General features: G+C 37.7%; 22 protein-coding genes and 1 pseudogene. 8 read left to right on the forward strand and 15 right to left on the reverse strand.

The features are described 5' to 3' along the window. Nucleotides 1-112 precede the first annotated feature (112 nt). The gene (locus tag AB7942_RS04425; protein WP_335440200.1) at nt 113-760 is read right to left on the reverse strand and encodes a bifunctional 4-hydroxy-2-oxoglutarate aldolase/2-dehydro-3-deoxy-phosphogluconate aldolase; all 648 of its coding nucleotides are present in this window, start codon (nt 758-760) and stop codon (nt 113-115) included. Nucleotides 761-915: 155 nt separating this feature from the next. On the opposite strand from AB7942_RS04425, the gene AB7942_RS04430 reads away from it, so the two are divergent. Next, a complete protein-coding gene (locus AB7942_RS04430) occupies nt 916-1,683 on the forward strand; it encodes an IclR family transcriptional regulator (RefSeq protein ID WP_369445949.1) in 768 nt (255 codons plus the stop codon). A gap of 61 nt (nt 1,684-1,744) precedes the next feature. Here AB7942_RS04430 and AB7942_RS04435 read toward each other — a convergent pair whose 3' ends face one another. The 4 genes from AB7942_RS04435 to kduI all read right to left on the reverse strand — a co-directional run bounded on the left by AB7942_RS04435 (nt 1,745) and on the right by kduI (nt 5,562). Further along, complete coding sequence (locus AB7942_RS04435; RefSeq protein WP_369445950.1) at nt 1,745-2,695, reverse strand: sugar kinase; 951 nt, start codon at nt 2,693-2,695, stop codon at nt 1,745-1,747. A 66-nt stretch (nt 2,696-2,761) separates the two neighbouring features. Continuing rightward, nucleotides 2,762-3,754, reverse strand: coding sequence for a 2-keto-3-deoxygluconate transporter (kdgT, locus tag AB7942_RS04440; RefSeq protein WP_369446133.1), 993 nt, complete (start codon nt 3,752-3,754; stop codon nt 2,762-2,764). 152 nt (nt 3,755-3,906) lie between these two features. Next, complete coding sequence (kduD, locus tag AB7942_RS04445) at nt 3,907-4,683, reverse strand: 2-dehydro-3-deoxy-D-gluconate 5-dehydrogenase KduD (RefSeq protein ID WP_369445951.1); 777 nt, start codon at nt 4,681-4,683, stop codon at nt 3,907-3,909. Between the two features lie 48 nt (nt 4,684-4,731). Next, nucleotides 4,732-5,562 (reverse strand): 5-dehydro-4-deoxy-D-glucuronate isomerase, encoded by an 831-nt coding sequence (gene kduI, locus AB7942_RS04450; RefSeq protein WP_369445952.1) that lies wholly within the window; start codon nt 5,560-5,562, stop codon nt 4,732-4,734. A gap of 326 nt (nt 5,563-5,888) precedes the next feature. Here kduI and AB7942_RS04455 point away from each other — a divergent pair. Both AB7942_RS04455 and AB7942_RS04460 read left to right on the forward strand, forming a co-directional pair. Continuing rightward, nucleotides 5,889-6,314 (forward strand): annotated as a pseudogene (locus AB7942_RS04455) (S66 peptidase family protein); the annotation flags it as partial. Between the two features lie 97 nt (nt 6,315-6,411). Beyond that, the gene (locus AB7942_RS04460; protein WP_369445953.1) at nt 6,412-6,882 is read left to right on the forward strand and encodes a divergent PAP2 family protein; all 471 of its coding nucleotides are present in this window, start codon (nt 6,412-6,414) and stop codon (nt 6,880-6,882) included. Between the two features lie 86 nt (nt 6,883-6,968). On the opposite strand, the gene AB7942_RS04465 is transcribed toward AB7942_RS04460, so the two are convergent. The 5 genes from AB7942_RS04465 to AB7942_RS04485 form a co-directional block, all read right to left on the reverse strand. Continuing rightward, nucleotides 6,969-7,313 (reverse strand): DUF2085 domain-containing protein, encoded by a 345-nt coding sequence (locus AB7942_RS04465; RefSeq protein ID WP_369445954.1) that lies wholly within the window; start codon nt 7,311-7,313, stop codon nt 6,969-6,971. After that, a complete protein-coding gene (locus tag AB7942_RS04470) occupies nt 7,313-7,582 on the reverse strand; it encodes a hypothetical protein (protein WP_369445955.1) in 270 nt (89 codons plus the stop codon). Before AB7942_RS04470 ends, AB7942_RS04465 begins: the two co-directional genes overlap by 1 nt. 263 nt (nt 7,583-7,845) lie before the next feature. Then, nucleotides 7,846-8,358 carry a hypothetical protein gene (locus AB7942_RS04475; protein ID WP_369445956.1) on the reverse strand — a complete coding sequence of 171 codons (513 nt, stop codon included), beginning with the start codon at nt 8,356-8,358 and terminating at the stop codon, nt 7,846-7,848. 141 nt (nt 8,359-8,499) lie between these two features. After that, on the reverse strand, nt 8,500-8,823 hold the full coding sequence (locus tag AB7942_RS04480) for a hypothetical protein (protein ID WP_369445957.1): 324 nt from the start codon (nt 8,821-8,823) through the stop codon (nt 8,500-8,502). A gap of 97 nt (nt 8,824-8,920) precedes the next feature. Beyond that, the gene (locus AB7942_RS04485) at nt 8,921-9,334 is read right to left on the reverse strand and encodes a hypothetical protein (RefSeq protein WP_369445958.1); all 414 of its coding nucleotides are present in this window, start codon (nt 9,332-9,334) and stop codon (nt 8,921-8,923) included. 162 nt (nt 9,335-9,496) lie between these two features. Between AB7942_RS04485 and AB7942_RS04490 the strand changes: the two genes are divergently transcribed. Both AB7942_RS04490 and AB7942_RS04495 read left to right on the forward strand, forming a co-directional pair. Then, a complete protein-coding gene (locus AB7942_RS04490; RefSeq protein ID WP_369445959.1) occupies nt 9,497-9,976 on the forward strand; it encodes a GyrI-like domain-containing protein in 480 nt (159 codons plus the stop codon). Between the two features lie 435 nt (nt 9,977-10,411). Then, nucleotides 10,412-10,864, forward strand: coding sequence for a GNAT family N-acetyltransferase (locus tag AB7942_RS04495; protein ID WP_369445960.1), 453 nt, complete (start codon nt 10,412-10,414; stop codon nt 10,862-10,864). Nucleotides 10,865-10,906: 42 nt separating this feature from the next. Here the strand turns inward: AB7942_RS04495 and AB7942_RS04500 are convergent, their stop codons facing one another. From AB7942_RS04500 to xylR, 3 genes are all read right to left on the reverse strand, one after another. Continuing rightward, the gene (locus tag AB7942_RS04500) at nt 10,907-11,623 is read right to left on the reverse strand and encodes a CAP domain-containing protein (RefSeq protein ID WP_369446134.1); all 717 of its coding nucleotides are present in this window, start codon (nt 11,621-11,623) and stop codon (nt 10,907-10,909) included. A gap of 311 nt (nt 11,624-11,934) precedes the next feature. Then, on the reverse strand, nt 11,935-12,906 hold the full coding sequence (locus AB7942_RS04505) for a 2-hydroxyacid dehydrogenase (RefSeq protein WP_369445961.1): 972 nt from the start codon (nt 12,904-12,906) through the stop codon (nt 11,935-11,937). A gap of 42 nt (nt 12,907-12,948) precedes the next feature. Next, complete coding sequence (xylR, locus tag AB7942_RS04510; protein ID WP_369445962.1) at nt 12,949-14,106, reverse strand: transcriptional repressor XylR; 1,158 nt, start codon at nt 14,104-14,106, stop codon at nt 12,949-12,951. A 250-nt stretch (nt 14,107-14,356) separates the two neighbouring features. Here xylR and xylA point away from each other — a divergent pair, with 250 nt between their 5' ends. The 3 genes from xylA (at nt 14,357) to AB7942_RS04525 (ending at nt 18,536) form a co-directional block, all read left to right on the forward strand. Further along, nucleotides 14,357-15,688 carry a xylose isomerase gene (xylA, locus tag AB7942_RS04515; protein ID WP_369445963.1) on the forward strand — a complete coding sequence of 444 codons (1,332 nt, stop codon included), beginning with the start codon at nt 14,357-14,359 and terminating at the stop codon, nt 15,686-15,688. Nucleotides 15,689-15,989: 301 nt separating this feature from the next. After that, a complete protein-coding gene (gene xylB, locus AB7942_RS04520; RefSeq protein WP_369445964.1) occupies nt 15,990-17,492 on the forward strand; it encodes a xylulokinase in 1,503 nt (500 codons plus the stop codon). A gap of 12 nt (nt 17,493-17,504) precedes the next feature. Further along, nucleotides 17,505-18,536, forward strand: a complete 1,032-nt coding sequence (locus AB7942_RS04525; protein ID WP_483310841.1) for an aldose epimerase family protein — start codon at nt 17,505-17,507, stop codon at nt 18,534-18,536. A gap of 224 nt (nt 18,537-18,760) precedes the next feature. On the opposite strand, the gene AB7942_RS04530 is transcribed toward AB7942_RS04525, so the two are convergent. Both AB7942_RS04530 and AB7942_RS04535 read right to left on the reverse strand, forming a co-directional pair. Next, entirely contained in the window at nt 18,761-19,999 is a 1,239-nt protein-coding gene (locus AB7942_RS04530) for a Ger(x)C family spore germination protein (RefSeq protein WP_369445966.1), read from the reverse strand. Continuing rightward, nucleotides 19,974-21,083: a GerAB/ArcD/ProY family transporter gene (locus AB7942_RS04535; protein WP_369445967.1), complete on the reverse strand. Its 1,110-nt coding sequence runs from the start codon at nt 21,081-21,083 to the stop codon at nt 19,974-19,976. The genes AB7942_RS04530 and AB7942_RS04535 overlap by 26 nt, the downstream gene beginning before the upstream one ends. Between the last annotated feature and the right edge of the window lie 5 nt (nt 21,084-21,088).

Consider the following 21,088-nt stretch of genomic DNA (forward strand, 5'->3'; position numbering starts at 1 on the left):
TCATTTTTTAAAATATGGCTCTGTTATACTTGGCTGTTGATTTCCGCTCCAATCAACATGTACAAAAATCAACAATAAGCTTTAACATAGCCTAAAATATAGAAAAACAAAGTTATAATCCTCTTGCCGCTTGAACTTTTTCGATATACTGTTTTGCATAGTCGGTGATCTTGTCAAATTCCCCTGTTTTAGCAGGTGAAACTAGATTACCGCCTACTCCAACAGCCACACAGCCATTTTTAATCCATTGATCCACATTATCTAAATCGACACCGCCAGTTGGCATAATATTTACTTGTGGAAGTGGAGCTTTTACTGCTTTGACAAACTCTGGACCAAATGCACTTCCAGGGAATAGTTTCACGATATCTACGCCAGCTTCTAATGCACGTTTCATTTCAGTGATCGTCATACAGCCAGGCATATAAGGTACTTGATAGAGATTACAAAGGGTTGCTGTTTCCTGATCAAATGCAGGACTCACAACAAACTGCGCCCCCGCCAAAATCGCAATCCGTGCTGTTGCCGCATCAAGGACTGTTCCTGCACCAATCACTACATCTTTATTATGTTGATAAAGGGTTGCTAATTCTTTAATTACTTCATCTGCGCCTTGTACGGTAAAAGTAACCTCAATCCCTTGAATACCGCCTTCTACACAAGCTTCGGAAATGTTAACTGCCTCTTCCTTTGAATCTGCCCTTACCACGGCTACTACGCCACATTCTGCAATTTTCGTTAAAATATTTATTTTTTTCATCATTTCAATCACATCTCTCTATTATTTTTCTTTTTGAATCGTTATTTTTCAATAGTTCTAATTGATTTTACAAAAGATTCTCTATACCGTATCATATAATAGAACAGTGTTTTAAAATCGTGAAATGAATATCACTGAAAAAGAGGTAGAAAGAGATGTCTAATGTTCAATCACTTGAAAGAGCTCTAACTATATTAAACAAGCTATCTGAATATCCAGATGGTATCCAGATTACACGGCTATCGGAGCAGGTTGGACTAACAAAAAGCACCATTCATAGACTGTTAGCTACGTTATCGAGTATGAATTATGTCGTGAAAGATGAAGAAACAGACAAATATAAACTTGGATTACAAGTCCTCTTTCTTTCTAGAAATCTTTTAAATAACTCAGATATTGTAACTGTTTCGAAACCGTTTCTAGAAAAATTATCACAAGAAGTCAACGAAACCGTTCATTTATGCATCGAAGACCGCGGTGAAGTTGTCTATATTGATAAAATTGAAAGTACACAAACGATTCGCATGTATTCCCGGATTGGAAGCCGTGCTCCCATGTATTGTACCGGTGTTGGAAAAATATTACTTTCAGACAAAAACCAGGACGAATTTAACGAACTCATTTCAAATATAAATTTCATTCCCAAGACACCTTCCACAATAACCTCTAAGGTAGAATTTATTGAAGAAATCGAAAAGGTTAAGAGCCAAGGCTATGCATTAGATAATGCCGAGAATGAAGTAGTCTTAAGATGTATTGCTGCTCCAATCTTTGATCATAAAGGAAAGATTATTGCGAGTTTTAGTATTTCTGGTCCAAGTAATCGAGTAACGATGGATCTGATCAACGATACATTAATTGAAAAAATGAAACAGTATAGTATCGCTATCTCAAGAAATCTTGGTTATACAGGGAAGCACTAAAATACAAAAGTAAAGGAAACCATAAAATCGGTTTTCTTTACTTTTTTTTGTACAATTAATGTTAACCCTTGACCAGCGAGTCTCCAATAAAAGCTTCCAATTTGTCTCTATCAGGTAAGCCATCGTTATCTCCTGGTGACATAACTGCAAGTGCACCGATGGCTGCCCCGCGTTTTACGGATTCCATGATGGGAAGACCTTCCAATATCCCGCTGACCACCCCGACAGCAAAGCCGTCACCAGCACCTACCGTGTCAACGACTCTTTCTACTTGGAAACCATCAGTGTAGAATTGCTCACCGTCTGAGCTTGTGAATGCACCTTTTGCCCCGAGCTTAATAACAACTGTTTTTACACCGGCTGCGTGATAATACTCAGCAATTTCTTGGACGTCTTGTTTACCCGTTAACAGCTTTCCCTCTTCGATGCCTGGAAGAACAATGTCTGCTCGACACGCCAGGTCGTTAATCACTTGAGCCATTTCTTGCTTGTCAGGCCAAAGACCTGGGCGCAAGTTAGGATCATAGGAGATTTGGACGCTTCTTGCTCGCGCCTCTTTCATTAGTTCATAAACCATCTCTCTGCAACCGGCGGACAATGCAGGGGGAATCCCTGTCAAATGAATATGGTCAAAGCCATCCCAGTTCAAATGAGCGATCGTTTCCAGATCCATATGTGAAGCAGCGGAATTCTTTCTAGCTGAAAACACTTCTGGATCACCGCTTACTACCTTTTCCTTCCACTGCATACCTGTTAAATAGTTCGCATCATAAGTAACATACGTGGTATCAATCGCATTCTGCTGAAGAAAATTTTCTATATTTTTCCCAAACGGGTCCATTCCCAATTGGGTGATATATGTAACCGGATGCCCTAAACGTGACATACCAATGGAGAAGTTGACCTCAGCACCTGCAACAAAACGGTCAAAACGCTCTGTGTTCTCCAATGAACCTTCTTTCTCCGCTACAAAGAGTGCCATAGGTTCTCCTACAGTAATAATTCTACTCATACGGATCAATCCTCCTATTAATTGAAAGAGAGACATACAAAGAATATGTCTCCCTTGATTTGATTATCAAGCAGTGGCTTTGTTTCCTTCATGTACACCTGGTCCATTGTTTTTCTTTTTCATATGTTGGGACCAATAGGCCGTAAGGATAGGTACTAATATGGATGTTACAATTACCGAAGCTGCACACAAAGCAGTAGCCGATTGCGCAATAGGAAGAAACTCTGGTTTCATTGTGGCAATGATCATCGGATTGGCAACTGCAGCTCCAGCTGTACTAGAAGCAGCAAGTCCTGCTGTACCGTTTCCGCCACCGATAAATTTATCAGCCAGCATTAATGGAACACCAGTGATAACGATTACAAGAAGACCTAATAAAATTCCAGCAAGACCTGTTTTTGCAATTACTGTTAGGTCAATCGAGTTACCGAGGGCAAAACCAAAGAATGGAATCATTGTGTGTGTTGCTTTACTGAAAAATTCACGGAAATCTTTATCCAAGTTACCAAGTAGAAACCCTACTAAGAAAGGTAAGACAGCGCCTACAAATGCTTGCGGTTGAAATGCCGCTAAACCAGTTGAGCCAAGGATCAACATCGTTACTAGTGGACCCGACTCAAGTGACATTAGTACAAACGCACCTGCTTCTTCTTTGGAACCGTACTGCTGCATAATTGAAGCATATAGACCGCCATTAGTCATATCCATACATGCAATTAAAGCAAGAACTGAGAATCCAGCAAAAAAGCCTGTTTGAATTCCACCATCCGGGATAAACATAGATGCAACGATCGCAACTACCCATGCAACCGCTATCTTTGTTACGACAAGTGTTCCTGATTTTCTTAAAACCGTACCTGTCGCTTTAATATTAATACCTGCACCCATACAGAAGAACCATACGGCTAAAATTGGTACCGTACCGGTCATTAAACCATTCGTAAATGAACCGAAATATTCACCAGATTTTGGTGCGAGAGTGTGAATTATCGCCCCTAAAAACAATGGAACCAGCATTAGACCACCAGGAATCTTTTCAATCGTCTTCATAATTTTCATAATTTGCATACCTTACCTTTCGGTTTATAATGGGTAATTTTTAAGCAAAAAAATTGAGACATGCTGTGGTATGTTCCTGAATCAAATAAAGCAAAGGCGGCTTTGATTTACAATATATCTTGAACCGCCTTTAGCTTATGTAATAACCCTGATTAACGGGCTAACCAACCACCATCGACTGCTAGAATATGTCCATTCATATAATCGGAGGCTCGACTAGATAAGAAGACAACTACCCCCATAAGGTCTGATGGATCTGCCCATCTTCCTGCAGGAATACGAGAAAGAATTTCCGCGTTCCGTTCTTCATCCTCACGAATCGGTGCAGTATTAGCGGTAGCAATATACCCTGGTGCAATCGCATTAATTTGGATATTGTAATGTCCTAATTCGTTTGCAAATGCTTTTGTAAGACCCGCCACCCCATGCTTACTTGCTGTGTATGGCGGAATAAATTTACCACCTTGGAAGGACAGCATCGATCCGATATTGATGATTTTTCCGCTTTCTTGCTTAGCCATTACTCTAGCAACCTCTTGACTTAGAAAATAGACTGCGTTCAGGTTAATATCCATGACCGCATCCCAATCTTCTTGTTTGTATTCTAGTAATGGCGTGCGACGGATCGTTCCCGCATTATTCACGAGGATATCTATTTTCCCATAAACATTCAGACACTCAGAGACAATATTCTTAATATTTTCCCTTACCGTTAAGTCGGCCTGATGAAAGTGGACTTTGCTTCCTGTCTCTTCAATAAGAGCTCTGGTTTCTTCCCAATTGGTATCGTGGGAAACAATAAATAAATCTGCTCCGGCTTTAGCTAATGCGATCGCATATCCCTGGCCAAGACCCGTATTTCCTCCTGTTACAATCGCAACCTTATCTGTTAACTTAAAAAAATCTAGTGAAAAATCTCTTAAACTCATTTATTAAGCACCTCTTCTTTTATGTGTTTTAATCTAGCAGTTTATAAGTTATCTCAATTGGTCCATGGTTACTTGATCCATGTCATTATAGGTTTTATTCTCTCCGGCCATCGCCCAGATAAAAGTATAATTGCTGGTTGCTCCGCCACAATGAATCGACCACGGCGGTGAAATAACCGCTTGTTCGTTCTTCATCACAAGATGACGCGTTTCGGTTGGCTCCCCCATCATATGGAACATTCTTGCATTTTCATCTAAATCTATGTAGAGGTAGACTTCCATTCTACGGTCATGTGTATGAGTTGGCATTGAATTCCAGACGCTTCCAGTATTTAATTGCGTCATTCCCATAACCACTTGGCAGCTTTGGATTCCCTCGTTATGGATCATGCGGCGAATCACTCGGTCATTTGCATTCTCAAGGGATCCTAAGCGATCACCTTCAATATCCTTAAATGCTACGTGTTGAACGGGATACTCTTTATGAGCTGGTGCAGAGAATAAATAAAACTTGGCTGGACTTACGGTTGATTCACTAGTGAAGAGTAACTCTTTTTTCCCTAAACCAACATACAAGCAATCTTTGTTGTCCATTTCATAAGTCTCACCATCAACGGTGATTTTCCCGCTTCCACCAATATTGAAAATCCCAACTTCTCTTCGTTCTAAGAAGTAATCAGCCTTAATTTCATCATAGCCCTTTAATGAAACTACCTCTCCCATAGGTGTAATGCCACCTACAATGGCACGGTCTTCCATTGTATAAACTAGCTTAATTTCACCTGGGACGAATAACTCTTCTATCAGATAGTGTTTGCGAAGTTCTTCTGTTGTAAATGTTTTTGCATGATCTGGGTGTGTTGAGTATCTAGTTTCCACAATCTACATCTCCTAATATTTAACTTCTTTTTATTTTGTTCCATATCGTGGTACGTTGTTTCATAATTTAATTATAGCGTTTTCATTTCCAAATGGCTAGAGTTAATTTGACAAAAAGATGAATTTTAATTTATTGTAAAATTTTTTCCAAGAAATCCGAAAACGTGTTGTAATTATATTTGAGTCATAGATTAATATGTAGCCCCCCTTCTCACATTTTGGTAAAATCATCTAAAAGTGTTAGGGGATATCGATGATTACCTTTCCGCATTTAAAAACCGAAGCAACCATAGGAGTCACTGCACCCTCTTCAGGGGTGCCGCCACGTTAGGATACATGGTCGATTACTCGGCGGATGTATAGACATTATCAGACATCTTATTGGGACGCCCTTCGGTGATGTGGAAAAGTTTAGAAAACAACATATCAACGGTGAGCCCGTCATTTGGTATCTTGAGAATTGTGAAATGAATACTGCTGATTTGCGGAGATCCTTGGTTCAAATGAGGTTAGCTGGGTGGTTTGAAAACTGTTCAGGCTTGCTGTTTGGCCGGAGTAAGTCGAATAGGCCCGTGGAAAACTTTACGGCTCAGGATGTTTATCAAGACCTTGCGGATGAGCTTGATATCCCAATTATTTATGATATTGATTGCGGGCACCTCCCGCCACAGATCACCTTCATCAATGGTGCTTATAGTGAGGTGGAAGTCTCAGAAGGTAAAGGAACGGTTTTTCAATTTTTTCGTTCATGATTATTTGGACGGAAACAACCAGGACTTATTAAATCAAGTTTGATTAATAATGGGTTTTATTCATATTATAAGTACAAACACAAATTAGGAGGATCACATGTTTTTATCCTATCCCATTTTAGCCGCCCTTTTAGGAATGTTTATTGCCCAATTTGTAAAAATTCCGATACACTATTTTGCTTCAGGAGAATTAAGATGGAACTTGATGTTTAGCACTGGCGGAATGCCTAGTTCTCATACAGCTACAATTATTTCATTAACTACTGCTATCGGTTTAACTTCAGGACTTCAATCAAATGAGTTTGCTATTTCTGTGATCGTGTCACTAATTGTCATGCATGATGCGACTGGAGTTCGAAGACATGCAGGCTATCATGCAGAGGTATTAAATACATTGTTAGCTGATTTCAATCTTTTAATTGACACCTTAAAAAACCCGAAGTTAAAGAAAACAGAGTCTAGAGAAAAGCTGAAAGAATTATTAGGGCATCAACCTGCAGAAGTATTTTTTGGATTGATCACAGGAATCATTGTTGGTGTTCTAACTTATCAGTTCTATCCGTTTTAGTAGTGGGTTTGGATCGTGTTCTTAGTAAACATTGGCTGCCGCAAATGCAGCCAATGTTTACTAAAGCGAGTTAGTTTCCCGCTACTCTATCCACCTAAAATCATGGATATTATATAATCACTGCCGGTTACAATCAGGACGCTTTGCCCAAATCCACTCATTATACCAGTCGTAACTCTCAAGATATTATTACTCATCCGATATTTCCTTTTCTGTGTCCAACCATCAAGAACCATCGGGACATTTAAAAGGAGCCCGAGCCATAATGAGAAATGTAAACCAGCTATCAACAAAAACGGGAAAAAGAGATAACCTAGCAAGATACCCGTACATCTTGCACATAAGGGGAGAGTATACCCCTTTATGGTTATACTCCGAGACTTCATCCGATGACAAGGAACAATATCAAGAAATCTTATTAGATTAATCATTAATTACAATCCGGCCCACAGTCACAATCTGGCCCGCAATCCCCATCAAAATCAGGGATACAATCACAGTCTGGAGTCCAATCGTATTTCTTTTTTCGATGTTTCTTTTTTCCATAATAAATCAAAATAAACAGCAACAGTAGTATTCCGGCACCAATAGCAATGGCCCCGACTGTTACTGTACCTTTTACCAATAAAGTGGTACCCACGACAAAACAAATAATCATCGCCGTTAAAAATAGAAAAAACATCCCCATCACCTTTGTCATTTAGACTTAACTTTTATCATCGTTGCTACTGGACCTTACTTTTTAACATTTTATGAACAAAAATTTTTCGCTTCTTACAGTCTATCTCTAAATTTTTTTCTGACTCTGGACCTTCCCTTACTACTTTATAGAATACTATCATTCTATTTCGTCTTTGAAGAGGATCTTTCCTCCTTCCAGTTGACTTCGCATTGCTAACGAGAAAAACCGCCAAAGCCCTGTTTTGAGCTTGCCGGTTTTTTGATGTTAAGCTTCTATGGGTTTTAATGTTCCTGTTTCAACTTTTCTAAAAATGGTTCATTTTTCTTTATTAATTCATAGTAAAGGGCTGTGCTTGTCTGAACCACTAAAAAAACAATCAATGAATACTTTATACTATAACCATGCTGATAATGTGTTAGTCCCATATAGCCGGAGACTTTTTCCATTATTAAGCCTACAAAGCACCAACCAAGTATATAAAATATAAATGCCTTTTTGCCGATTTTAAATCGTTCGTAAAAGTAGACAAAAAAATAGCTGAACGGTGCAAACAAAAAATAAGAGAGTAAATCAAACAGCTCATATTTGTTAGAATCATTGACCTTATAAAAATCAAGCAATCCACCGCCGATGGTGAAATCAAACAAAGTAGAGCTTGCGAATCCCCAAACTAAAAATAAAATCGTAATCGATGTAGGTAATCTTTTAGGAAATAGAAAAAATGCTGTATAAGAAACAATCAGCATAATTATGATATAAATCTCATTTTTATCATAATTTTCCCATAATATCATTAATAACTCACCACATTCCGAGAGACCCTCGCAAATAATTTATAAGAAAAAATCGCAATACCATTTAGAATCAAAAAATATATTCCATCATACCAATAATTCCAATTTTTATATTCTATAATGCCATAAAAGTTAGAGAGACTACTTACACCAGTGAAAAATACCAAAAACCATTAGTGTTATTTTCATCATCATCGTTTTACACCGTAGATGTAGATTTACCTGAATAAGGATTAGAAATGGTGTAATTACACTACGATTGAGTAGATAGGCTGTATATTCCAAACTTTCTTGAGTACGTTTTATTAGCTTTAGTTCCTCAATGACAATCCAAGAAATGTTTATACTAACAATTAAAATAACTAAAAAAATCAATGAATTCTCGGCAAACGTTAGTTTCTTCTTTATAACTGCAAAAAGGGATACAACTAACCATGCTAGGAAGAAAAAAACTACTAAGCCCATAAAATGCCTCCCAAAGATTTTAATATTAGTTTAGCTATTTTATTAATATTCATACTAAAAAAAGACAGGCCTCATTTCTTGATATAAATTATTGAATTCATTGATTTCTTTCCTTTAAAATATCCTGAATGATTTCCATATGAAATGCAGCCCATGCCTTTTCTCGAAAATGAAGGATGACACTTAAAGTTAAAATCATCAAATATGTAACCCCAAATATTGCCCAAAGTTTGCTTCCATCCCTGAAAAGGAAGTCCATCAATGGTTTGGAAAATAGAAACAAAAGCCAAGGGACAGAAGAAACAAAAATCGGTATAATCCCAGATCCATTCTTTTCCTTGATCAATCGATACTTAATTAATTGCAACATGCTGCTATCAAGTGATTGATACAGTCTTTGAACCTCTTCAATTTCTATGTATTCCTTCATATGTTTGGTGGATTCACCGTTGTTTATGGCCTTGTTAAGCCGAAGGTAAACTTTATGCGCATCGCCTCGAAATGAAAACATATCTTCTTCTTACCTTCCCTGCAATTTTTTTTATTATTTTTCGCGACTGACAGGATAGTATGTAAAATATAGAGAAATAGAAAAAGGAATTATTTTTGCTTGTAACAAATTGGTTATTAAAAAGACTTATAATTACAAATAGATGTAAGGAGGATGAATTATATGAATTACAAAATTATTGAAAGAGACAGTTTCCAAGTTATCGGAATCAAGCGAGAGTTCTCATGTGCAAATGGTGAAAACTTAATTGAGATCCCAAAAATGTGGGCTGATGTTCATGCAGATGGAACCAACGATTTATTACTCCAGTTGAATAATGGGGAAATTAATGGGGTGCTTGGGATATGTGTCGATAAACGAGACACGCAGCAGCAATTAATGGATTACTGGATTGCAACGGAACATAACGGTGACACTCCGGAAGGTTTATTGAATCTCGAGATTCCACCTTCAAAGTGGGGCGTATTTGAAGTTCACGGCCCAATGCCCGAGGCAATCCAGAAAGTATGGAAACAAATATACTCTGAATGGTTTCCGTCAAGCAATTACAAGCATGCAGGCACACCTGATTTAGAAGTCTATTTCGCCGGTGATCCTTGGGGTCCTGATTACTACTCAGAAATCTGGATTCCATTAAAATAACAAATTTTTATTGTTAATCTTTTAATCAAACGTTTGAATAGTTTTTTCAGACCATATAAACCTATATAAAAATTAACTATTGATTAACACCTAGTTCATATTTTATTAATAATTTAGCGTTATAGTACATTTTAGAGGGGATAGCACGCGTGGCTATCATGGTATTTGGCGTAGGTGGAGCCGGTACCTTAGGAAGAGCACCAGCTAAACAGATGCTCCCTTAAATATGTATTTTTAGTCTTATCATGAATATGAAAACAAGATGTAAAAAAGGAAGTGCACCTCTTCAAAAATGAGAGGTGTTCTTTTGTAACTGTAAGAAGGACAATAACAGGCATTTGTTGAATAACATGATATGTAAAAGTATAACTAACCTTGAGTGAATCGACTTAATAAATACTACATTACAATTTTTTGAACATCGAGGGATGGATAATGAGCACTGAACTACTTATTAGACAAGCTACAATTGAAGATTTACCTAAAATAGTTCCTATATTTGATTCCTATCGTGAGTTTTTTAAGCACCCAAAGGACCCATCAAAAGTAGAAAGTTTTCTTTATGAAAAATTTGAACACTTAGAATCTGTCATATTTATCGCAGCGCAAGAAAATGAGGTTATTGGCTTTGCACAGCTTTATCCTATTTTTTCTTCTTTAAGTTTACAGCGTGTCTGGTTATTAAATGACTTTTATATAGCTGAAGCGAGTCGTAATAGGGGAATTGGGAGAATGCTTTTTGCCAAAGTAAAGGAATTTACATTATTAACGAAATCTAAAGGTATTGAACTTTCAGTGGAGCATGCCAATAAAAAGGCATGGAACTTTTGGGAAAAACAAGGATTTAAAATAGATGACGAGTTTCGATATTATTTTTATAAGTTGTGAATGACACAAAAAGCTCGGGGACAAATTGTCCCCGAGCTCTCATTATTTACCGATAAATTCCTGTGTCCAGTAATTACCTTGTGATACATAACCAACACCGATATAGTTGTAGTTCGGGCTAAGGATATTCTTACGGTGACCTTCACTATTCATCCAAGCCTTGACTACTTCTTCAGGAGTTCGCTGTCCCATCGCAATGTTTTCACCTGCATATCGGTAGGTGATGCCGTATTTTTTCATCATATCAAACTGTGAACCGTATGTCGGGCTTGTATGGCTGAAGTAGCCATTTGCAGACATATCACGGGATTTTTCATGGGCCATTTTGCTAAGTGTTACATCCACTTTAAGTGCGGATAAACCATTTTTTGCCCGTTCTTGATTGGTCAGATCAACTACTTTTTGCTCATAAGCACTTAACGAACTTGTAGTTGGTGTTGAACTTGGTGGTGTCGCAGTTACCGGTTGTTGCTGCACAGGTTGTGGTGTCGCAGTTTGAGCAGGCTCCTGTGTTGGTACGGTTTGATTTGGTTGAGCCTGAACAGGCTGCTTTACTGTATTTTGTGTAAATGAAAATCCTAAACTAGCAAGATATTTTTCGATTACACTATTAATCTCATCCATATTTGTCCCTTGGTATACATTTACCTTTTCTTGCACGGAAGGGCTAGTAGTGGCAGCATGGGCTTTATTTAATACCGGATTTGACATCATTAACGCTGCCGTAGCTGCTACAGTTAGAATTGCTTTTTTCTTCATCATCGTTTCTTCCTCCTGTTTTGACAATTTGCCGATCTTTCGCAAATTCATCGTAACATATGATTTTTGTCATATTTGAGGAAGAAATTTACAGAAATAAAATACAATTGGTTCTTTCGATAGCTTCAAATCTATTAATCTACTGATACTCCGAGTTTCTCGAGTCCATTATAAAAATTGAATTTTCTTCTCATTATTAACTAGATATCGGAAAAATTACCAATAATTATATGATGAAATAGAGTTGACAACTCTTTAAACAACCACCTTTTTTAACAAATATTTCAGACAAGTATCGTAATTTACATTTATTATTTATGGCTAATCACTGGGGTAATTGCTTCATTACCAGTTAATACACTCACCATATTATCGGCAGCTAAATGCGCCATCCTCATTCTTGTTTTCACACTGGCACTTCCAATGTGAGGCAGTGTAACCACATTCGGCAGGGATACTAATGGGTGATCAATTGGAACTGGCTCCTGTTCGAACACGTCCAGTCCAGCAGCCCAAATCTCCCCATTCTTCAATGATTGAAATAAAGCATCCTCATCGACAAGACCACCTCTAGCCGTATTGATCAAGATGGCATTTCTTTTCATTAGGGACAATTCTTCTTTTCCAATAAGGTGGTGTACCTCGGCGCTATAAGGTAACAGAAGGCAGACAAAATCAGATTGCTGCAACAAATCCTTCATTTCCCTGTAGTGAATCCCCAGCTTTTCTTCTGTTTCCGGTTTCCGTGTCCGGTTATAATAGAGAACATTCATATCAAAGCCCTTTGCCCGCTTGACGAGTGCTTCTCCAATTCTTCCTAATCCAATAATCCCTAAGGTTGCACCATAAATATCTTGTCCAGTCATCTGCATAAGGGACCATGCTCCCCATTCACCACTGCGCAGGAAATCAGATGACTCCACGACTCTACGTGCTGTCGTCATTAATAGCGCAAACGTTAAATCAGCTGTCGTTTCGGTTAACACGCCAGGAGTGTTGGTTACGACGATTCCCTTCTTAGCAGCAAAGTCAATATCGATATTATTATAGCCTACCGCTATGTTACTAATGACCTTTAACTGTTTGGCTTTACTTAGGACCTCTTCATCTATCTTTTCTGTTAGAAGACAAATAAGCCCATCCACATCTTCTATTTCTTTTAGTAAAACATCCCTTGGAACAGGGACATGTTCCTCGTGCCACATTCTCACATGAAAATGATTTGAAAGTTTATCGATCATATCATCGGTGAGCTTTCTTGTAATATATACTGTTCTTTTCAAATCGTCCTCCACCTTTCCACGTAGCGAAATAGCCATACAATTTTACGATGTAAACTTTTCTAAGAAATGTTCAATAGCAATCGAAGATGTCCCTAATGCAGGAGCATTTTTTCCTAAGGAAGACAATAATAACTCATGACTATTATTAAGTTTGTCATTACTTCTTGATAAAATAGAATTTCGAATCGAATTTAACACCATAGGGAGAGCTTCAACAATGTCGTTTCGGATAATGACCGCTTGCGGGTTAAATGTATTTAAGATACTTGTTAATCCAATCCCAAGGTAGAAGCCGAAATTTTGTAATGCCATTAATATATCCGGATCATTTTGGTTTGCTAGATTAATTAGTTCCTGATAGGAAGTGATGGTATCGTTATTCTGAAAAGTATGTAGTAATGCTTTTTCAGAGGCGTATAATTCCCAGCACCCTCGGTTTCCACAACTGCATTTGAGCCCATTAAAATCGATAGTCAGATGACCCATTTCTCCGGCAAACCCATTAACCCCTCGATATAAATCATTATTAATAACAATTCCGATCCCAATTCCAGTACCCACGCTAACGTAGATTATGTTTTCATAATTTTTAGCTGCCCCAAATACTTTTTCTCCATATGCGCCTGCATTTGCTTCATTTTCAATAAAAACTGGTACCTGAAATTCCTGTTCAATGAGCGATTTTAAGTCAAGTTCATAATTCCAGACGATATTTGGAGTGAAAATAACCTTTTGCTCGGTATTGACAAGGCCTGGTACACATAAACCAATGCCGATTAACCCGTAAGGAGAATCTGGGATTTGATTAGTAAGGTCTTTAATCATCGAAAATAAAACATCCTTGTTCTTATCAAGCGAAGGTTTCTCTAGATGATGATATTGATTTAGAACAATATTTCCTTTTAAATCCGTTAATATCCCATTTATAGAATCAACACCTATATCAATTCCGATAGAATATCCGGCATTTTTATTAAAAACTAACATGACAGGCTTTCTTCCGCCGCTGGACTGCCCTTGTCCGATTTCAAAAATAAGGTTCTTTTCAATTAACGTATTGACTTGAGAAGAAACAGTGGATTTATTTAATCCGGTTATTTCAGATAACCTTGCCCTTGAAACAGGGGAATTGGAAACAATTTCATTTAACAGTACCTTTTGATTCATTTTTTTCACTAACATTTGATCGGCAATAATCACAAATTCGCACCCCGTTTGTATAATGCGTAAATTAAGTCAAGTTGTTTTATAGTTATATAATCCTATTATAAATCAACATTTATCGGAAATATACATAAAATATTCAAAAAAAACTATTGATTAATGCGCTTTAATTTTATAAGATGTAATCAGATTAAAGTTAGTTTATCCAAACAACAAACTAACAAGACTTTACATCCACTAGAGCTACATAGTTTTAAATAACAATTTATTTCAGGAGGGAAAAAACATGGTTCAAACAAAAATGAATACCTATTTTGGAAGCGTAAACAAGGTGGCTTATGAAGGTAAGGATTCTAAAAATCCATTAGCGTTTAAATATTACAATCCTGAGGAAGTTATTGGCGGGAAAACAATGAAAGACATTTTACGTTTTTCAGTGGCATACTGGCATACCTTTACTGCAGATGGATCCGATCCATTTGGCGCCGCTACAATGGAAAGACCTTGGAACCAATTCACTGGAATGGATTTGGCTAAAGCTAGAGTAGAAGCTTCATTTGAACTTTTTGAAAAGCTTGGTGTACCATTCTTTGCTTTCCATGATCGTGATGTTGCGCCTGAAGGCAGAACATTAAGCGAAACAAATAAAAATTTAGATATCATTGTCGAAATGATTAAAGATTACATGAAAACAAGTAACACGAAACTATTATGGAACACAGCTAATATGTTTACAAATCCTCGCTTCGTCCATGGTGCAGCTACTTCTTGCAATGCTGACGTATTTGCCTATGCAGCAGCACAAGTGAAAAAAGGTTTAGAAACAGCCAAACTGCTTGAAGCAGAAAACTATGTATTCTGGGGCGGCCGTGAAGGTTATGAAACATTATTAAATACGGATTTAAAACTTGAACTGGATAACTTAGCAAGATTTATGCATATGGCCGTTGATTATGCGAAGGAAATCGGCTATACAGGTCAATTCCTAATAGAGCCAAAACCAAAAGAGCCTACCACCCACCAATATGATACAGATGCAGCAACAACGATTGCCTTCTTAAGACAATACGGGTTAGAGGATTACTTTAAATTAAACCTTGAAGCAAACCACGCTACACTTGCTGGACATACATTCGAGCATGAATTGCGTGTCGCAAGAACAAGCGGCCTTCTTGGTTCCGTTGATGCAAACCAAGGAAATCCTTTACTTGGCTGGGATACCGATGAATTCCCAACCGATTTATATTCTACAACTCTGGCAATGTATGAAATTCTACAAAACGGTGGTCTTGGCCGCGGCGGCTTAAACTTTGATGCCAAGGTAAGAAGAACTTCCTTTGAAGCAGAGGATCTAGTACATGCGCATGTAGCTGGAATGGATGCCTTTGCAAGAGGTTTGAAAGTAGCACATAAATTAATCGAAGACCGCGCTTTTGAAAATGTGATTGCCGAGCGTTACAGCAGCTTTACGGAAGGAATTGGACTTGATATTGTTCAAGGAAGAGCCAACTTCCACACACTTGAGACCTATGCACTCAACAATGACACAATTAAAAATGTATCTGGGAAAACCGAACGCTTGAAAGCATTGTTAAACCAATACCTATTAGAAGTTTAAACAATTTTTCTACCTAACGGACCTTCTAACTGAAGAAGGCCAATTCATTGGATGAAATGGAATAACTTCGGACGAAAACAGCTTAAATGATTAAAACGCTATCCTTTGAAACAAACATGAAGGATAGCGTTTATTTATTACCGAATTAAAAAAGTTAGTTTAGAATCTGACTTGTGGTTGAAGACAGCTTTAATGCCAAGTTAAGAAGCTTTGTCCATCCTCAGGGTTATTGGCGACATAAAAGTAAGTTACATAAATAACAAAAGTTCTATACAACTCTATGAAAAGTGAGGAGATCCATATGAAATATGTAATTGGTGTAGATTTAGGGACTAGCTCTGTGAAAGTGCTTCTCGTTGACCAAGAAGGCACCGTCAATTATTCGGTTTCAAAAGACTATCCATTAATCCAGCAGCAGCCAGGATATAGTGAACAAAATCCAGAAGATTGGGTAGAACAAACAATTGCAGCATTACAGCAGTTAGTTACTGAATCAAACATTCACCCCGTCGATATTGAGGGTCTTAGTTTTTCCGGACAAATGCATGGGTTAGTCTTGCTCGACGAAAAGCATCAAGTAATCAGAAACGCCATTTTATGGAACGACACTCGAACCACCCCGCAATGCAAGAAAATTGATCAGCAGCTAGGAGGTAAACTGCTTGAAATAACAAAAAACCCTGCTTTAGAGGGCTTTACCTTTCCAAAGATTCTTTGGGTAAAAGAAAATGAACCCGAAAACCTAGAAAAAACAAACGTATTTTTACTTCCAAAAGATTACCTCCGCTATCGTTTAACAGGAAAAATACATATGGATTACTCAGATGCTGCAGGTACGCTGATGTTAGACGTTGTCAACAAATCATGGAGTGCCGATATTCTTCGTACATTTGAAATCTCTGCTGCCATTTGTCCTACATTAGTGGAAACTGAAGACTTCGTCGGAACGATTTTGCCAGAGATTGCGGAGCTCACTGGTTTATCTTCATCGACTAAGGTGTTCGCAGGTGGAGCAGACAATGCTTGTGGAGCAATCGGAGCAGGGATTTTATCCGAAGGAACGGCCCTTTGCAGTATCGGAACATCAGGTGTGTTCCTTTCATATGAGAACGATAAAAACAAAAATTATGGCGGTAAAGTTCATCTTTTCAATCACGGACAAAAAGATTCCTACTATACCATGGGTGTCACGCTTGCAGCTGGCTATAGTTTGACATGGTTTAAGGAAACCTTTGCCAAAGATCAATCATTCGACACTCTATTAGATGAAGCTGCCGGTTCGACCATCGGTGCAAATGGTCTTGTCTTTACTCCATTCCTAGTAGGTGAACGCACACCCTATGCGGATGCAAAAATAAGAGGAACATTTACTGGAATTGACGGCTCCCACAACAAAGGTGACTTTACTAGAGCGGTCATCGAAGGGATTGTTTTCTCGATTAATGAGAGTGTCGAAATCTTCCGCAATTATGGCAAGACCATTGATACCGTTATTTCTATAGGCGGCGGTGCGAAGAGTGAATTATGGCTGCAAATACAAGCTGATATCTTTAACGCAAGAGTCGTGAAGCAACAAAATGAACAAGGCCCAGGTATGGGGGCCGCGATGATTGCTGCAGCTGGATTGAATTGGTTCTCCTCTCTTCAAGAATGTGCAGAAGTCTTCATTAAAGCCGATAAGGTATATGAACCAAAACCAGAAAACGTTCAGCGCTATAAGGAATTCTATCAAGTGTACAAAGATATATATCCGCATACTGTTGCGATTAACCATCAATTATTTGATCTTCGAAAAGGGAATTAAAGAGGGATTATGATGAAGCTAACTGAAACTGTTTTTGGTACCTTGCATGGAAGAAAGGTAAAATCTTATACCATTACAAATGCGAATGGGATGGAATTAACCTGTATTGACTATGGATGTATTATTTCGGAAATTAATGTTCCAGATAGTCAAGGAAATTTAGAGAATGTTGTGTTAGGTTTTGACACTTTGCAAGAGTATATCGATCACTCCCCTTATTTCGGTTGTGTGATTGGCAGGATTGCCGGCCGGATGAAAAATGCGTCCTTCGAAATAGATGGAGAGTGCTATAACTTGTCCAAAAATGATGGAGAAAACAATCTTCATGGCGGACCGACTGGTTTTCATAACGTTATTTGGGATTCTACTGTTGAGAACAAAGAAAATGAAGTGAATATCATCTTTTCCTATACAAGCCCTGATATGGAAGAAGGCTTTCCAGGCAATCTTCATGTTACCGTCATCTATACGTTCAACGAGGATAATGAGTTATTTATTACCTACAAAGCTGTTTCTGATAAGAAAACAATCGTCAATTTAACTAATCATTCTTATTTTAATTTAAGCGGTAATTTAAAAAGAACTATTCTTGATCATGAGTTAAAGTTAAAAAGCGATGCATTCTTAGAACTAGATGCCTCTCTTCTTCCAACTGGCAAGGTTATCCCTGTGGATGGGACAGTATTTGATTTTAGAGAAGGTCAAAAGGTAGCTCGAGGAATTGAATCTGACCATCCGCAAACGGAAATAGTTGGTGGCGGGTTTGACCACCCCTTCCTCCTTAGTGCTCAGAATCATAAGCAAATCAGTTTATATGATCGGGAAAGCGGACGGAAACTAGAAATGGAGACAGAAGAGCCCGCTGTTGTCTTTTATACTGGCAATATGTTAGGGAATGATTTTTCGATCAGAGGAAAACAAGCGGAAAAGCATTTAGGCTTATGTCTTGAAACACAGAAACCACCTGGTGACCATAATTTCCTATCATTATTAGTAGAAAAAGATCAAGTTTACACATCCAAGACAAAATACATTTTTCATTAGGCGGTGCCAGCCCCAACCGCCAATTAAAATGCGGACAGTGCCTGACAACTGTCCGCATTTTATAATATCGAGAAGTAAGGCAGGATGATTATACAAAGGGTGAGGAAAAAGACGGCCACTGCACCCATCTTTTGTTTTCCCTTCCATAAGGAGACAGCAAACCCAAAAGTGTATATAGTAATACTAAAAAGACTAATGTAAATAAATAGGCCCATCCTTATTCCCTACCTTTTGGTTGGTTTTGCTTGTTTTCCAAAATCAATAATTTCAATACTCGGGTGTACCCTTATGTCCGCATTTAGGTACGATTTTCGCCAATTGAATTTCTTAAATTCTTGAATAGTTCCAAAATACCTTCGTGCATACATGGATAAGGGAAATGGTGCACCTTTTAATTTAGTTTGGGTTTTTTTAAATAACTTTTCATTTACTTTTTTTATATGATTAGCAATTTGTCTTTTTACTATTTGTTGGTTCCTTTTCTTCGCAAAGTTGACCATTGATGGGTTTGACATAATTTCAATCTTTAATGGTATCGTGATATCAATCTTTAGCCTAGCACCCTTCACGTTCATTTTTACTTTATTACTCTTTGTTTTTAAGACCCTCGCTGCAAACTGTTTCTGATTATTCGAAAATGAATCAGGTATATCCAACAATAAATCTTTAATATTCGTGGTATCATCAAGAATATTAACCGTGCGTGTTTCTTGACCGTTTAGTTTTCCTATCATCACGCCATTCCTGAAAGCCGCTGAGCCAATAAATTGTGTATCGTCAAGCTCACCTGTGGCATTCACTTGACCCGCCATGTATTCATCTTCCCTATGAACTTTAGGATTCTTATCCTTTTCGGCTGATGTGTACATCGCCATAAAGAGGTCAGTCCCTCTTTCGGTTGTGGTAAAAAAACGGAATAAGGTCGAATCTGGAATCAACCCATTTTCAATCCCATGATTGACCATATATTGAAAGTACTTATGTGGTCTTGTTTCCATTTTTGGACGATTTTTCAGAAAATACTCGCTTGCATTTTCTTTCGATATCGCTAAATAACTATCCATACGAATTTCTTTGTCCATTACGACTTCGGAAAAAATCGTCATAAAATTTTTGTCTTTTGCAAATTCTTCCGAAACAATAAAGATTTTTAATAATTCATAACTAATAGTGCGTGAGATAATCGCATTGGCCGTCCCTTTCGCTGCAATGAAATCATTGGCATCAAAGGTGATGATTTCTCTCGGCTTTTCTGTAGAACCACCGCCACCTTGCATACTCCCTACTTCAGGATTAGCAAGTAACATCGTCACTTTTATTTTCCCTTTATGATTTGAACGATCAATTCCCAGCCCAATCACATAGGCTTTATCTTCCAGTTCTTCTTTATCCCAACAGCCTGTTAATAAGCAAACAATGAATAGAAACATCAATAATTTACATACTGTTCCTGTTTTTTTCATGTTTAAATTCTCCTTTTAACAGTGCCGCTAACCACAAAATTAGTGAAATGGCAGCAAACGTAGGACCAGCTATATTTAAGGTAACAGCTTTAAATTCTAGGCTCACATTAACTGGTGCTTCCGGTATGCTTCCAATCAATAAATAAATTGTCGCTAGTGATGGAATTAAGTATTCAAAGTCTTTAATTTTAAAAAGATGACCGAACATAAGGGTATTTAGATATAAAAATGCAGTAAAACGAATAAAAGCAGACACTAACCATGTGACGAAAAAGATGATTTCAACATTTGGAAGAAAGTTTCCGATTGATATAAAACGAATGGCCGTATGGAATGGGTAACCTATTCCACCAAGAGATGCATCAAACATGCATATAAAAATTAAAATCGCTCCACTAAGTTGGATACTGACATATACAAAGGCAAACCATGTACCTTTTTTAAATTCTTTAATGGATGTTAGAAACGGGATGAACATAGTAAACAGAAAAAAGTCAGCAAAAAGAGTCAGCTTTTGAGAACTTTGCTTCAAAATTTCTAATTTACCAGGACCCCAGATTGGAAATATAGCTCGTATCGTACTTTCTTGAGTACTTAACATTAAAGCAAACCACAAAGAGACCACGGTAAGGTAAACAACAAGGTAAGCAACCGAGCCGATATGCTGAATCCCTTTTTTAGCACCATATGTACAAATGACCATTAAGAGGGCATAAATAATGAGATTAGGTGTGGTTGTAAAATAGAACGTCCGTATTATATTTGTATAGGTCCTGGTATCAAACGAAATGGCATATGAACTAATCAAAAATATAAGAAGGCACACTATAAAACCTAGATATTTTCCAAGTAATTTTTGAATAACGGAAAATAAATCTTTGTCTTGGAACAGCGTCAAAGTCTTTAGTAATAAAAAGAGCGGAATAAAAAATAACCCTGCTGATAGGATAGGAATCATCCATGATGCGTTCTGTACTTTACTATAAAGATGGGTTGGTGTATCTTCCATTGCCTTTGCACCCACCATTAAAATAGCAATCGATACATATTCACGAACGCCAAGTTTTCCAAGCTGCTTCTTCATATATT

It is taken from the genome of Neobacillus sp. BF23-41 (genome assembly GCF_041106275.1).

Excerpts from the sequence above, each read along its gene's own strand:
- AB7942_RS04425 (WP_335440200.1), bottom strand. The coding sequence starts at position 760 with ATGAAAAAAATAAATATTTTAACGAAAATTGCAGAATGTGGCGTAGTA.
- AB7942_RS04430 (WP_369445949.1), top strand. The coding sequence starts at position 916 with ATGTCTAATGTTCAATCACTTGAAAGAGCTCTAACTATATTAAACAAG.
- AB7942_RS04435 (WP_369445950.1), bottom strand. The coding sequence starts at position 2,695 with ATGAGTAGAATTATTACTGTAGGAGAACCTATGGCACTCTTTGTAGCG.
- kdgT (WP_369446133.1), bottom strand. The coding sequence starts at position 3,754 with ATGAAAATTATGAAGACGATTGAAAAGATTCCTGGTGGTCTAATGCTG.
- kduD (WP_369445951.1), bottom strand. The coding sequence starts at position 4,683 with ATGAGTTTAAGAGATTTTTCACTAGATTTTTTTAAGTTAACAGATAAG.
- AB7942_RS04460 (WP_369445953.1), top strand. The coding sequence starts at position 6,412 with ATGTTTTTATCCTATCCCATTTTAGCCGCCCTTTTAGGAATGTTTATT.
- AB7942_RS04465 (WP_369445954.1), bottom strand. The coding sequence starts at position 7,313 with ATGATTAATCTAATAAGATTTCTTGATATTGTTCCTTGTCATCGGATG.
- AB7942_RS04470 (WP_369445955.1), bottom strand. The coding sequence starts at position 7,582 with ATGACAAAGGTGATGGGGATGTTTTTTCTATTTTTAACGGCGATGATT.
- AB7942_RS04475 (WP_369445956.1), bottom strand. The coding sequence starts at position 8,358 with ATGATATTATGGGAAAATTATGATAAAAATGAGATTTATATCATAATT.
- AB7942_RS04480 (WP_369445957.1), bottom strand. The coding sequence starts at position 8,823 with ATGGGCTTAGTAGTTTTTTTCTTCCTAGCATGGTTAGTTGTATCCCTT.
- AB7942_RS04485 (WP_369445958.1), bottom strand. The coding sequence starts at position 9,334 with ATGTTTTCATTTCGAGGCGATGCGCATAAAGTTTACCTTCGGCTTAAC.
- AB7942_RS04490 (WP_369445959.1), top strand. The coding sequence starts at position 9,497 with ATGAATTACAAAATTATTGAAAGAGACAGTTTCCAAGTTATCGGAATC.
- AB7942_RS04495 (WP_369445960.1), top strand. The coding sequence starts at position 10,412 with ATGAGCACTGAACTACTTATTAGACAAGCTACAATTGAAGATTTACCT.
- AB7942_RS04500 (WP_369446134.1), bottom strand. The coding sequence starts at position 11,623 with ATGAAGAAAAAAGCAATTCTAACTGTAGCAGCTACGGCAGCGTTAATG.
- xylA (WP_369445963.1), top strand. The coding sequence starts at position 14,357 with ATGGTTCAAACAAAAATGAATACCTATTTTGGAAGCGTAAACAAGGTG.
- xylB (WP_369445964.1), top strand. The coding sequence starts at position 15,990 with ATGAAATATGTAATTGGTGTAGATTTAGGGACTAGCTCTGTGAAAGTG.
- AB7942_RS04525 (WP_483310841.1), top strand. The coding sequence starts at position 17,505 with ATGAAGCTAACTGAAACTGTTTTTGGTACCTTGCATGGAAGAAAGGTA.
- AB7942_RS04530 (WP_369445966.1), bottom strand. The coding sequence starts at position 19,999 with ATGAAAAAAACAGGAACAGTATGTAAATTATTGATGTTTCTATTCATT.
- AB7942_RS04535 (WP_369445967.1), bottom strand. The coding sequence starts at position 21,083 with ATGAAGAAGCAGCTTGGAAAACTTGGCGTTCGTGAATATGTATCGATT.